The organism is Pseudoalteromonas sp. NCCP-2140 (assembly GCF_023708065.1).
Classification (GTDB): Bacteria; Pseudomonadota; Gammaproteobacteria; order Enterobacterales; family Alteromonadaceae; genus Pseudoalteromonas.
In genome coordinates, this window is record NZ_BRCZ01000005.1 from 1 (window position 1) to 13,743 (window position 13,743).

Sequence of the window (13,743 nt, forward strand, 5' to 3'; positions counted from 1 at the left end):
GGCTAGGGGCTAGGGGCTAGGGGCTAGAAGTAGTTAGCAAGTTACTAGGGGAAAGGGGAAAGTTACGAGGATCGAGGTGCGAGGGTCGAGGTGCGCGCCTACTTCCCCCCTAGTCGCCATAAATGACGACCTACATTGTAGGTCGGGCTTTAGCCCGTCAGATTTTATATTTGGTATGGACCTGATTGTGTAGCAGCGATTTCACATCGCGTTTTATCTCGTATCTCGTTTCTCGTAAAAATTTATCAATGACGCGGCATAAAGCCGCTGCTACAACGTAGGCGTGAAACGTGTTTCGCGCATCCTATCCTCTAACGACTAATCCCTAAGGATTAACCCCTATTAACTAACCACCTCCCCTCCCCTAACAATTTTAAACCAACCCATTCAGAAAGAGTTAATCCAAAAGCTGCAAAATTGAATTGGCTAGATTAATTATTTTTTGCTAGATTTCAGTTGTACCCAATGGATGGGCAAAAATTGAGGGATTAATATGAACGAATTTGATATTTTCATCAGAAATATTGTCTTGGATTGTATTCGTGAGCAAGGCAGCTGTAGCGACATTTGCGAAGAAGACGAGCAATTAACTTTTTATGTTGATATTGAAAACCACGACAACGTGATATCACGTAAGCAGTTTAAAGTTACTTACCCAATTAGCTATTCTATTCAGTCAGCGCTCAAACATGAAACTGATTTACTTAGGTATTTAGACTCTGGTGAGATCAGAACGCCATTTACAAACGACATCATCGAAGTACTTAAATCTGAGTTACAAGCCTTTATGTTTAGCAACAAACCACATGGTGAATATCATATTTGCTGATTCTTGATTTAAAGCCTGAAACATAACAATCAGGCTATAACTTAACTAAATCACTATTGTAAATACGGTAGCGTAAAGTGGTTTTCTTGCTGGGGCAGCAATGAGGATCACTTTCATCATATGTACGTAATTGTATAACAAGCTGTTCGCCAATCTTTTTCGTACTTTCTACAACCCCGTTAAAAGAAATAGACGACAATTCGCTATAACCATCATCTTGCACCTTAATGAGAGTCAGCTTCTCTAACCAGACATTGCCTGTTTGATAAGTCCAAAATATAGAGACTCTGCCATCACTATGCTCATAAAAACGCTTTAATTGGCCAATTTCATTATCAGAGACTAATTCTGGAAAATGATCTTTATATTGGCTCTGAATAAACGCATCTACGTGCTGCTGAATTTGCTGCTCGGTGGCATATCCTGTTAAAGATACAAAAAGTGCTATTAATCCAAAACTTTTCAACACAAAACTATGGGGCTTTGGTTTGTTATTTTCAGACAACCCCAATGTTTACTCCATTGATAACTGTTTGTTGATAAAACTTGGTTTAATTAGTTTGATAATAAAAACTTGTCTTGGAGAGTGGTTTGACTATTTCATACTCAAGGCCTAAAGCATTCCTATCGCCTTCCCTAGGTATACTATATTTATCTAAAAGGACCACTCCCCAATGATTGTCACTAAGACCACCGAAAATCACATTAATGTTGTCATACTCATCTTTTGTTACTGCTGCAACCTTAAATTTAACCATTAAATCTCTGAGTTTTTGTGAATCGGCTGATAGCTCCATCAAGCTAGGGGCTTCGTCAGGTGATAGAGTTTTATAATCGGCAGATGGTACAAACCCCGCATATGTTGATGGTGTATAGCTTAACAATTGAGTAGGAGAGTAAAAAGTATTATTAACACGGTAAACGTGCGGCGCAGATTGCTGTATGAGTTTCAAATTTTGGCTATTTTTAAATGCTAAAATTTGTGCCTCCGATACATCTAAAAATGACCTAATTAACTTAAGCCTTTGTTCAGTACACTTATCTTTTTTACAAATAACTAAATTAGGAAGTTTTGTTCCAACCTGCTCTTCAATATTTAAAAACTGACTACCAAGCACTCCTAAATTAAAGTTAGTGAACGCTTGCTTATCTTTGTCATTTTTAAATTTTGTGGCATGAATATCAAAGATGCTAAACGGGTAAAAAGAGGGTAAATAGGCAAGCTCTACATCGGTTTGCGGCATCATTTCGTCCATATGCTTTAAAACCGCGCGATACTCTTTATCTATCTCATCATTAAAATAGTTTGGTCTTTCAGCAAGTGCTGTAACAGAAAATAAAAAAGCACTACATAGTAATATTTTGTTTAACATGAAAAAATAAATCCTTTTGATTAAAACTATTTTGAAAACCATACCATTTGGGTGAAAATTTACATAATTTTCAGTTGAGGCACCTTCAAATCTGAAAGACAATCAAACCAAATTAAAGTATTAAATTGCTTATATTTTTTCAACGCAAAATCTTATAAGCAAGAGTCTCATTATGCTAAGCTACCTGCAATTATAAGAAAATATCATTGATTGGTATCAGAGTAGCTTTATGGAGTAATGCTCAAATGATAAGGATATTGTGCTTGTTGCTATTTTTTGCAACCAATGTGGCTGCAAAGGATGTTCAGAGTGAAATCAGCCGTGCTCTTCACGGTTATACAACATATTCTGAATCTGTCGAAATTTTAGCTAGATTAGAAAAGCAAATGCCTTATGAAAATGCGCTAGATGATGCGCAAGTAATGGCGTTTAAATGTTGGTTTTCTAATGTATCAACCCCAAACGGGATTAGCGAATATAAACAGTTTCTAGAAACAGCCAAACCAGTCATTCATCAAGCAAACAATTTATACTTAATACAGGAACTTGCTGTCTGTGAAGCAAACCAAGAGTATACGCAAGGTAACTACCAGAATGCTCTCGAACACTTAAAACCAATAATTAACACGTCGTCATTAGACGAAATAACCTCTTCAAAAAAACTCTCAATTATTGCTCTTGCCCACATAGTACTTAACCGTATTCAGTTAGCTAAAGGCAACTATCAAGAAGCATTCGACTCTGCTAAAACTGCTTATCAGTTATTTGAAAAAGCAGGTAATGACTACGAAAAAGCACTCGCATTAAAAGAAATTGCCGATATTCACATAGCGTTGTACAACTATGAACTTGCAATTGAACAACTGCAGCGAGCCAAATTAGCGTTAACGAAATTCAATGAGCAAGAGCTGTACAAAGTAGCGGATCAACTCGCGTATGCCTATGAAGAAAAAGGCGACTTAATAAAAGCTATTGAGCTATACGAGTCGATTAAAAAAGATGTTCGCCGTTTCGAAAGCGACAACGGATATGCTTACATATTAATTAAACTTACAGAACTCAATATAAAACTTAATAGTCTATCTCAGGCTGAGTCATATCTAACTGAGTTGAACACGCTCTCTGTTACTGACAGCTGGATTTTGACTCTTTACAACTTCACTAAATCAGAATGGTACTTGGCTGCAGCTCAGTTGCAAGCTGCCCTTTCATCTCATGAGAAGATAGCCGGGCAACAACAATTTTGGCCCGAGAGCTTAAAGGAGCGTTATTTAAATTTAACCTCGCAGCTTGCAGCTGCAACAGGAGATACTTCCTTACAAATAGCATCTCAACAACAATTAATCACTTTAATTAAAACTAAACAACAAGCTATCGCAAATAATACGCTTATTTCTGCCAGATTAAACTTTAATTATGAACAGCAGATCCTTGAGATTTCTCGTTTAGAACATGAGTCAAAGCTACAACAAAAGCTATTATCAGTAGCCGAAGATAAGTCTTTTTGGCAAGGCTTAACTATGATGATAACTTGCTTGTGTTTACTCTTATTCGCCGTTTATACATTCAAACAAGTTCGCCAGAAAAAGTACTTTGAAATACTCGCTTTAAAAGATGAACTAACAGGCATAGCGAATCGCAGAGCTATATTAAATTTAAAACGAAGCGTCATGCTGCAAAACAAACTCAATCAGCAAGTCAGCTCATTAATTTCTATCGATATCGATCACTTTAAAGCGGTCAATGATCAATACGGTCACGATATTGGTGATGAATTAATCATTTCCATAACCAATACGATTGTGCAAACCGTCCGTTGTTCTGATCGGGTAGGTCGTGTCGGCGGCGAAGAGTTTTTAATTGTGCTTGAGAATCAATCTTTAGAGCATGCAAAAGATATTGCCGAGCGCATCAGACTTTCTGTTGCCGAAAAGGAACATACATCATTGTCTATAAGCGCAACGATAAGCTTAGGTGTTATAGAAATTGCACCAAATGAAACGTCTGAACAGGCAGCCAAAAGAGTCGACTTACACCTTTATAAGGCAAAAAGAGGGGGACGAAATACTGTTTATTCTTAGCTTTAAGAAGGAGTTCAACAATAATCAAAAAAGACAGACTAATATTCGACCAAATGAATGAAACATTCAACTTTCCTCTGTTTTTGATATAAATAATCCGCAATATGACAATAGTCATAATTCTGTCATCTAACTGATCAATAATTGACGCTAATTTAATCACCTAACGTAATGAAGAAGTAATGGACAGTGCCTTGGTGCAACTTTCGTTTGCACTCCCCTCTAGTGAAGACCCTTTATGTGCTGCGCTTGCGCATACTATGGAATATGAACAATTGCATTTTGCGGCTAATGAGCAAAAGCATGTTGTATTTTGTTGTGTGCTGCCAGATGATGCCCATGAAGGTGATGTGATCTCTATCAGTGCAACGCGCCCTGATGCTCGTGAATCGGCCTATTTTACTGCGCACACATTAACGCAGCACGATCTAGATCAGCACGTTATTATGCTTACGTTAGAGGATGTTACTCACAGTGGTGAATTTGTTTTGCAATTAATGCTACACGGCATGCATGCAACACTTAAAGACAGCGCCCAGTTTGATATCAGCATTGCTGCGAGCACATCACCAGAGCTGTTAACTTCTGAGCAAGCTAAAAACCATGGCTTACGCCATTACATCAGTAATATTGGCGCAAGCTTTTTAGCTTTTTTTTAATCTGCAAAGCTAATTTTACCCATGGTAATATCGGGGATCCCTTGCTCGGTATTACCAAAGCTTTGTTGCCCACCCGAAAGACATTCGTTCGCTAAAATCGCAAATAACACGGCCTCTTTTGCATCTGGATTTATCCCCAACGAATCGGTGTTATTTATCACAGAAAGCTCTGGGCAATTAGCCAAAATAGTTTTCATTAATAATGGGTTATGAACTCCACCGCCACTGGCGTATACTGCCACATCGGTCAGGCCTTCGCTGCATTGGTTAATTGCTTTAGCTATCATTGCCCCTGAAAACTGCACTAAGGTTGCCATCACATCAAAGTGCGATAAGCTCTGCGTATTCGAGCGTGCTTGCGCCGCTGCTAAATAGTCTAGATTAAACACTTCTGGCCCTGTGGTTTTTGGAAACCCTAAAGCAAAAAATGCATCATCACAAAGCGCAGCTAGTAAAGCTTCATTTACCGTGCCTTTTACTGCAATAGCGGCATCTTTATCATATTGAAGTGGAGCAAAATAACGCTGTATATAGGCATCCATAATGGTATTACCTGGGCCTATATCAGAGCTAAAAACCGCTCGCGCATCTGCAGATTTAGGTAAGTAGGTTAAGTTTGCAATGCCGCCCATATTTAGCAATATGCGGTTTTCACTGGTACTTGTGAAATACAAATAGTCACCATATACCGCAAGCGGTGCGCCTTCGCCACCCGCAGCAATGTGCTTTTGTCTAAAATCACCTATGGTAGTAATGCCTGCAGTCACGGCTAGATGATCGCTATCACCTATTTGTAGTGTTGCATTGCCATATTCTGCACGCTTGTGTTGATTTTTAGGGCAGTGATAAATGGTTTGCCCGTGGCTGGCAATTACATCAACAAGTTCCTTTGCTACTCCCCAGCTGGCTAACGTTTTGGCGACCATTTCACCATGTAATTGGCCAATCCAAGGGTTAAGCAAAGTGACTTCTTCAAGGTCACATTCGCGTTTCGCGAATACTCGTTTTACACGCGTTTTATAATCATCGTCATAATCAACGGTAGTAAACTTTAATACTTCTACATGAGTGTTCATGCCCTGCCCTGATACTTCGCATAGCGCGATATCAAGGCCATCTAACGAGGTACCACTCATTAGACCAATTATTAATTTTCTTTCTTTTTTTGCGCTTAAATACAGTTTTTCAATATGTTGATGCATGGATAAATCACTTAAAATCAGCTTATTAGATGTAAATAAGCGGGTTGACGACTTGGAATAGTTTATATTTTAAAATAATAGATTTAAAGAATAATTATTGCAAAGACTTTTAAATTGCTTTAAAACTGTACCGGTGAGCTCCCTAAAAGGAGAACACACAAGCATCATAACAAAAAGTATGACTCATTAAATTAACTAAATGGTCTAGGTCATTCACCAACCTGCGTTGATTTAAATGATAAAACGCAAGGGAATCATCATGAAAGCAAATACATCAACAGGGCATCGCTCGCTATTGCTGCTATCACCTCTAGCTCTCGCTGTAAGTTCAGTAATTAGTTATGCCCACGCAGAAGAAACTACTGAAGTAAAAAAACCTGAAGTGATCACCGTAACGGGTTCACGTATTCAACGTACCGAGCTGGTCTCAAGTAGTCCAGTGGTGAGCGTTGATGAAGCACAAATTCACCTAGACCGTGCAGTGAACGTTGAAGATATTACCGCAAAACTGCCACAAGCTGCGGCGGGTGCAAACAGCACAGGTGCCACAGTCGGTGACTCATTTGGCTCATCAACCATAGATTTACGCGGCCTTGGCCAAAACCGTACATTAGTACTTATTGACGGTACTCGCGCAGTACCATTTAGTTTTCGTAACTCGGTTGACGTAAACACCATTCCAGCGGGATTAATTAAACGCGTTGATGTATTAACCGGTGGTGCCGCAGCGGTTTATGGTGCCGATGCAGTAGCCGGTGTTGTTAACTTTGTTTTAGACGATGATTTTACTGGCGCTGAGTTCTCAACCAGTTACGAAAGTGCCGACGGCGGTAACGAAAAGCTTAACTTTGAGGCTATTTTTGGCGGTGACATCGCCGATGGTCGCGGCCATGTAACAGGCTATATTGGTTATACAGAGCGAAAAGAGTTATTAGCCGGCGAGCGTGACTATGCGCTTGAAAACTCCACGGCAATGATCAACAGCGGTGGTTATTATACTGACGTTGCATCTGGCAACAGCATAGGTATTGCTGACTCAGGAGCTGTAACAAGTGATCGTCAAACATCTGATTTCACAGCTGACCGTTATTTAACTCAACCGATGGACCGTTTTTCTGCGGGCTTATTATTTGACGTTGATGTCAGCGACAGTGCCATTGCCTATGGCCGCGCAATGTATTCTAAAGTGACCGTAAATGGTGCGGGTGCCAGTGGTCAAACACCGATTTTTGTAAACGAGCAAGTGACCCTTACGCAAGACAACGCGTATATTCCTGATGAACTACGTGACCAACTCACATTTGATAGCGAAGGTAATGCCCTTGTTAATGTTGAACGTAACCTAGGTTTAGGTGTGCAGCACACCGAAGCGGTGCGTGATTCAATGCAATTTCAATTGGGTTTAAAAGGTGATTTAACTGACTACTTACGTTATGACGTATATGGCCAGTATGGCAAAACGGACGAAGTAGCCACCATATACAACAACGCATACCGTAATGATAACAGCGGTAATAGTCGCTTTGCTGCCCTTGCAAATTCAGTGGATATTTTTGATCCAAACCTTGATTTCAGCGACTTTAGCGATCCGCTGCTTTATACTACTCGCGACCGTACTCAAAGTGTGATCTCAGCAACACTATCGGGCGATTCTGGGTTCTTATTTGAATTACCAGCCGGTGCTATCGATTTTGCAATCGGTTATGAATATCGTAAAGAAACCGGTAAACAAACTCCAGGCGATGCATTTAGAAACGGCACCAGCTTTGCGTCTATCAGCGCATTTGATATGGATGCAAGCTTTAGCTCTGAAGAGTTCTACGCCGAAATTTTAGTGCCTATCTTAGTTGATCAACCTTTTGCTGAAGAGCTTAGCTTTGAAGGTGCCTACCGTATTTCTGATTACTCAAATACCGAAGCAGAAGACACTTACAAACTAGGTATCAACTGGGCAATAAACAGCGACATTCGTATTCGCGCCAACCGCTTAACCGCATTTAGAGCACCTAACTTAGGTGAATTTGCCAGCCCAATCACAGCGCTATCGTTATCGTTATTTGACCAAAATAGTGACCAGTTTGTGCCACGACTAGCAGGGCGTTATAACGGCGATCCATGTTTACTTGGTACCGGTGATGCGACCCAATGTGCTGCATTTGGTGCGCCGCCAGTTGGTACTGAATTTGATTCAAGTACCGCAGAGTACACCTATGGTGGTAACCCGAATATTAAACCTGAGCAAGCTGAATCAGATACACTAGGCATTGTTTATACACCTAGCTATTTAGAAGGCTTTGATTTATCACTTGATTACTACAGTATTCGTGTAACAGATGCGGTAAGCCAAATTCAACCTGGTGCTGCACTGCAAAGCTGTTATGTTGATGACCCGAATCCAAATAATCCATTGTGTGGTGCGGTACTTCGCGATCCAAACACTGGTTTTATTAGCACAGCCATCGTTAATGACTTTAACTTAGCCGCTATTGAGCAAGAAGGTATCGACGTTGCAGCAAATTATGTGATTGATGCACCAGAGCAAATGGGTGGTCGTTTTAGATTCTCGTACCAAGGTAACTTTGTTACTAAACAAACCCGTCAGAACAACAGCACTGTACCTGAAGTAGACTGTAAAGGAACTTACGGCAGCGCCTGTTCGGGCGACTTCGCGAGTATCTTGCAAGCTGACTACAAACACCGCGCAAGCATTGATTGGCAGTTAGATAACATGAACTTCCAACTTGGCTGGCGCAGAATCGGTGAAGTAGAGTATGCTGTAGACCGTTCAGAAACAATCTCAGCACAAAATTACTTAGACTTTGCCGCTGCATGGCAAGTTAATGAGGAACTTGCTGTTAACTTTGGTGTCGATAACTTATTAGACCGTGAACCACCAACACCTGAAGTAGGCGCAAACCACTTTAACACAGTGAGTGATTATAGTGTGATTGGCCGCTCAGTCGGTGTTTCACTGAGATATGCTCCAAGCTTCTAATTAATCCTACTGTTTTAGCTACACAGGATTGATCCCCTCAAGCGCACCCTGCCCGGTGCGCTTTTTTATTTTAAACTGGCAGTAATTATATCAACAATAAAAAAGGGACAGTGAATAGATTATTGTTTAAGATATAGGCAATAGAGGTGCAAGGAAGATGCTATGCTCAAATCAATAAAGTCAAAAATTCCATTTATTTTTCTAATTAGTATTAGCCTTTTTTGGGGTATTTATTATCAGGGAAAGCATCCTCTAAATGACTTTGGAAATGCTAACTTTGAATGGTTATACCTACTTGATGCACTTATAGTATTACCTGTACTTTGCTTAATATTAATTAAAAATAAGAAAGAAGCGGCTTTTAAAGCATTGATGTTGTGCTCAATCGCTATTTTAGTGGGGAGTTACATTATTCCCGAACAAAACAAGTTTTTAATGAATTACTTAGAACAAGGTCGTTACGGGCTTTTAGCTTTGATTGTAATTTTAGAACTAAGCGCTCTTATTACTGTGTATTTGGCAATAAAATCTGCTCTAAGCCAGCAGACAGATCCTGATATAGCTATTGAGCGGCCAATAAAAAAGCTTTTTAAACAAAGTGCTATTGCAAACTTTTTATGCTTCGAAACACGGATGTGGGCTTTCTTATTTTACGCTAAACACCTTAAACCTAGTTATTTCACTGGTGAACAACATTTTAGCTATCATAATAAAGATGGCGCACAAGCAAACTTACTTGGCTTTATTTTTATTATCTTATTAGAACTGCCCATGATGCACTTATTTTTACACTTTGTGTGGTCATCATTAGCAGCAAACATTATCACTGGTTTAACTATTTTTAGCCTTTTATTCTTCGTTGCAGAGTACCGAGCGGTCGCAAAGCGTCCTGTTTCAATTAGTAAATCGCAACTCATTATCCGCTACGGGCTATATCCTGCTTACAATATTGCTTTAGTAAATATCAAAACTATTGATTTTAATACCGACTTCATTGCACGCGCACGCACAATCAAACGTTACAACTACTCTGGCTATCCGAATATTAAAATCACGCTCATTGAGCCTATTGGTGATATCAACACTGTTTTTCTAGGAGTAGATAATCCTCATCATTTTATAAACGCAATTAACAAGGAACGAACTTATGCCATTCAACGAGCAAGAGCGCAGCGCGCTTTTAGCACTCAAAGGTGTGGGGCCAACGGTAGTAAAACGGTTTGAAGAAATTGGTATTGAATCGTTTGAGGAGTTAGCCGGGTTTGATGCCAACACCATTGCTGAGCGAGTCGCGTCGATGTTGCATTCAAGTTGCTGGCAAAATAGTCCGCAAGCAAAAGCTGCAATCACCGCCGCGATTGCACGAGCTAAGCAAGGCTAAAGCTCAATCACTTCTATTGCACCGCGCTTTTGCATGGTGACATACACTTTGTTTTGCGTCTCGTTGAAAGCCAAATTCGTTGGATGCTGGCCTTTTAATTGATAGCTATTTAAGAGCTTGCCGTTTGGCGAGACTTCAAGCACTTTCCCTGCGCCGTAACGAGTAATAAACACATGCCCTTGATTATTAACGCGCATGCCATCTAAGCCATGATCAGTAAATTTAATAAAAGCTTTCTTATTACTAATATTTAAGTTCTCATCTAAGTCATATTGCCAAACAACTCGCTGCACACTCTCGTTCACATAGAGCTTGGTGTTGTCGTTATTAACTGCCACTCCATTGGTAGTCCCCATGTTTTTTTCGAGTAAATGGGTGCTGCCATCTGCATTGATACGCCATAGCTGACCCGTTTCGTTCGCCCAGTTAGGATCACTTGCAAACAGCGCCCCACTTTTGGTGATAGCAATGTCATTGGGCTGATTCATTTTACTATTATGGGCGAACACTTCTGCTTTATTGCTGCCAGCAGGTACTTTTAAAATATTGTGGTTAACATAATCGGCAATAAACAAATTACCTTGTGAGTCAAACTGTAAGCCATTACCAACGCTGTCATTTGGTAGCCTTACAAATAACGATGTTTTGCCCATGTTATCAACGCGGCCAATGGTTCCTTGCTGGGCATAGTTCACCGCGTACAAGGCACCGTTATACATGGTTGGCCCTTCAACGCCTTGCGTAAAAACGTTATCTTTAACAAAGTCTTGGCTATCAACTGCAAAGGTTAACGGTGAGTTTAAAAGTAATGTAATTGCCAGTGGCTTAAGTAGTTTCATAGGTCTTCCTTTTACTCATCTAAACTCGTGTATACCGCTAAAATTGGGTATTCGTTTTCACCAAAAGATAAGGTCAAAGAACGCTTTTCGCCATCATCTAATTTAATACCTTCGTCAAAGCTATGAGGATGAACACGACGCCCATCGGCAAACAGCGCCATAATATGGTCAGCCTGAAGAATTCGCGATCCCGATGCTTTATTTTCAATCGTCACAACCGCTAAACGGCGACCACTTTCACTGCTCATTAATACACTATGGACAATGCTAAATTGGCTTTGCTTAGGGTAACGCTTGGCATCATTCTCAAATGAAAAAGCACTGCCAGAGAGCATGACCGGATCCACTGATAGTACATCGGTATTGGCTTGACCAGAGGTTGCAAAAACCGCTGCACATAATAGTAAAATGCGCTTCATATCAATCCTTTTCAATTAACTCAGCCTAAAAACAGCATACACCGTTCCTATAACCAGTGCAAAACCGTGAATAACCCTATAATGAGCGTGTTACTCAGCAATTACAATTTTAATATTGATTTTTAATGTTATGCCCGCAAAACGTTAAAGGCGTATCTTAATTTACTGCTGACAAAAGGAGCTTAGTATGTCTGATATTCAGAATCGTCAATATATTCTTGAGACACGTCCAAAAGGCGTAGCGAATGATAAAAATGTTGTATTAAAAACAAACTCAGTACCTGCGCCAAAAGATGGTGAGGTATTACTTAGAACAATTTATCTATCACTTGATCCCTATATGCGAGGACGAATGAGCGATGCTGAATCATACGCTGTTCCTGTAAAGATTGGTGATGTGATGGTAGGCGCAACCGTATGCCAAGTTGAGCAGTCGAACCACCCTAATTTTCAAAAGGGCGAATGGGTATTGGCATACACAGGCTGGCAAGAATACGCAATAAGCGACACTGAAGGCTTAATGAAACTGGGGAAAAACCCTGAAAACCCTTCGTATGCACTTGGTATTATGGGTATGCCTGGTTTTACCGCTTACATGGGGCTTTTAGATATTGGTGAGCCAAAACAGGGCGAAACAGTAGTGGTTGCTGCAGCTACAGGGCCTGTCGGTGCAACTGTAGGGCAAATAGCTAAATTAAAAGGCTGTAAGGTCGTTGGCGTAGCTGGCGGTAAAGAAAAATGCCAACATGCCGTTGAAAACCTAGGCTTCGATGCCTGTATTGATCACAAAGCAAATGATTTTGCAGAGCAGTTAAGCGCAGCGTGTAATAATGGTATTGATGTTTATTACGAAAATGTCGGTGGCCATGTATTTGATGCTGTGTTCCCCCTGCTGAATACAAAAGCACGTATTCCATTATGTGGTTTAGTATCACAGTACAACGCTACCGAGCTGCCGCCAGGTCCAGATCGCTTATCTATGCTTATGGGTCACATTTTAAAGAAACGCATTAAAGTGCAAGGGTTTATTATTTTTGATGACTACGCCCATCGTTATGAGGAATTCGCAAAAGACATGCAAACATGGTTAAGCGAAGGAAAAATCAAATATAAAGAGCATCTTGAAGCTAATTTCGAAAATACGCTGAACGCCTTTAATGCGATGTTAAATGGTGAGAACTTCGGTAAAACTGTCGTGCAAGTTCAGCAGCCAATTTAAATTTCGAGGCGTAGTCAGCAAGGCTACGCCATTATTAAGGATAACAAATGATTAAATTACACCATTTAAATAAATCACGCTCTAAACGTATTATTTGGTTACTGGAAGAGCTAGACGTAGATTACGACATTGTTGCTTATCAACGCAATAAAGAAACCTTCTTAGCACCTGATGAGTTAAAACAAATTCACCCGCTGGGCAAAGCTCCCGTTATTGAAGATAACGGCAAAGTAATTACTGAGTCTGGGGCAATTACCGACTACTTAATTAGTAAGTACGGCAAAGGTAAGTTTATGCCAAGCCTGCAAAGCGACAACTATGTTGATTATCAGCAATGGCTTCATTTTGCCGAAAGCTCAGCAATGGTCCCTTTTTTATTAAAATTATTTATTACAAAAGATGGCTGTAAAACCAACTTTATTGGTGATTATGCTGATCATGAAATTGGCAAGATACTGAGTTATGTTAATCAACAATTAAAAGGTAAGCAGTACTTAGTGGATGACACATTGACCGGTGCTGATTTTATGATGTCTTTTGTTGTAGAGAAAGCTGATGAGGCAGGCCTGCTAGTACATTTCCCTGAAATTAAACGTTATTTAGAGCAGCTAAAAACTCACGAAAGCTATCACACAGCAAACGAGTTAGAAGCAAAATACGGTTAACTCAATAAACAAAGGTGCTGCCTGTACCTTTGTTTGCCGCAAAGCGTTGAAGGTGGACTACAGCCATACTTTTACTTCACC

13 protein-coding genes are annotated in these 13,743 nt (G+C 40.1%); 8 read left to right on the top strand and 5 right to left on the bottom strand.

All coding sequences use genetic code 11. The annotated features are described in order from the left end of the window. Nucleotides 1-493 precede the first annotated feature (493 nt). On the top strand, nt 494-829 hold the full coding sequence (locus NFU46_RS11655; RefSeq protein ID WP_251602037.1) for a hypothetical protein: 336 nt from the start codon (nt 494-496) through the stop codon (nt 827-829). A gap of 34 nt (nt 830-863) precedes the next feature. On the opposite strand, the gene NFU46_RS11660 is transcribed toward NFU46_RS11655, so the two are convergent. After that, on the bottom strand, nt 864-1,340 hold the full coding sequence (locus NFU46_RS11660; RefSeq protein WP_251602039.1) for an LppP/LprE family lipoprotein: 477 nt from the start codon (nt 1,338-1,340) through the stop codon (nt 864-866). Between the two features lie 40 nt (nt 1,341-1,380). Beyond that, nucleotides 1,381-2,202, bottom strand: coding sequence for a hypothetical protein (locus tag NFU46_RS11665; protein ID WP_251602040.1), 822 nt, complete (start codon nt 2,200-2,202; stop codon nt 1,381-1,383). Between the two features lie 263 nt (nt 2,203-2,465). On the opposite strand from NFU46_RS11665, the gene NFU46_RS11670 reads away from it, so the two are divergent. Both NFU46_RS11670 and NFU46_RS11675 read left to right on the top strand, forming a co-directional pair. Beyond that, complete coding sequence (locus tag NFU46_RS11670; RefSeq protein ID WP_251602041.1) at nt 2,466-4,283, top strand: GGDEF domain-containing protein; 1,818 nt, start codon at nt 2,466-2,468, stop codon at nt 4,281-4,283. 182 nt (nt 4,284-4,465) lie between these two features. Continuing rightward, nucleotides 4,466-4,942 (top strand): hypothetical protein, encoded by a 477-nt coding sequence (locus NFU46_RS11675; RefSeq protein WP_251602043.1) that lies wholly within the window; start codon nt 4,466-4,468, stop codon nt 4,940-4,942. Here the strand turns inward: NFU46_RS11675 and NFU46_RS11680 are convergent. After that, nucleotides 4,939-6,144, bottom strand: coding sequence for an anhydro-N-acetylmuramic acid kinase (locus tag NFU46_RS11680; protein WP_251602045.1), 1,206 nt, complete (start codon nt 6,142-6,144; stop codon nt 4,939-4,941). The genes NFU46_RS11675 and NFU46_RS11680 overlap by 4 nt on opposite strands. Nucleotides 6,145-6,403: 259 nt before the next feature. On the opposite strand from NFU46_RS11680, the gene NFU46_RS11685 reads away from it, so the two are divergent. The 3 genes from NFU46_RS11685 (at nt 6,404) to NFU46_RS11695 (ending at nt 10,520) form a co-directional block, all read left to right on the top strand. Continuing rightward, the gene (locus NFU46_RS11685; RefSeq protein WP_251602047.1) at nt 6,404-9,139 is read left to right on the top strand and encodes a TonB-dependent receptor domain-containing protein; all 2,736 of its coding nucleotides are present in this window, start codon (nt 6,404-6,406) and stop codon (nt 9,137-9,139) included. A gap of 162 nt (nt 9,140-9,301) precedes the next feature. Beyond that, nucleotides 9,302-10,363 (top strand): hypothetical protein, encoded by a 1,062-nt coding sequence (locus tag NFU46_RS11690; protein ID WP_251602049.1) that lies wholly within the window; start codon nt 9,302-9,304, stop codon nt 10,361-10,363. Then, complete coding sequence (locus tag NFU46_RS11695; RefSeq protein ID WP_251602051.1) at nt 10,287-10,520, top strand: helix-hairpin-helix domain-containing protein; 234 nt, start codon at nt 10,287-10,289, stop codon at nt 10,518-10,520. Before NFU46_RS11690 ends, NFU46_RS11695 begins: the two co-directional genes overlap by 77 nt. Here NFU46_RS11695 and NFU46_RS11700 read toward each other — a convergent pair. Then, nucleotides 10,517-11,359: an SMP-30/gluconolactonase/LRE family protein gene (locus NFU46_RS11700; RefSeq protein WP_251602053.1), complete on the bottom strand. Its 843-nt coding sequence runs from the start codon at nt 11,357-11,359 to the stop codon at nt 10,517-10,519. The genes NFU46_RS11695 and NFU46_RS11700 overlap by 4 nt on opposite strands. Nucleotides 11,360-11,370: 11 nt before the next feature. Next, on the bottom strand, nt 11,371-11,778 hold the full coding sequence (locus NFU46_RS11705) for a hypothetical protein (protein WP_251602055.1): 408 nt from the start codon (nt 11,776-11,778) through the stop codon (nt 11,371-11,373). Between the two features lie 187 nt (nt 11,779-11,965). Here NFU46_RS11705 and NFU46_RS11710 point away from each other — a divergent pair, with 187 nt between their 5' ends. Then, nucleotides 11,966-12,997, top strand: coding sequence for an NADP-dependent oxidoreductase (locus NFU46_RS11710; protein WP_251602057.1), 1,032 nt, complete (start codon nt 11,966-11,968; stop codon nt 12,995-12,997). A 47-nt stretch (nt 12,998-13,044) separates the two neighbouring features. After that, nucleotides 13,045-13,662 carry a glutathione S-transferase family protein gene (locus NFU46_RS11715; RefSeq protein ID WP_175083080.1) on the top strand — a complete coding sequence of 206 codons (618 nt, stop codon included), beginning with the start codon at nt 13,045-13,047 and terminating at the stop codon, nt 13,660-13,662. Nucleotides 13,663-13,743: the final 81 nt, after the last annotated feature.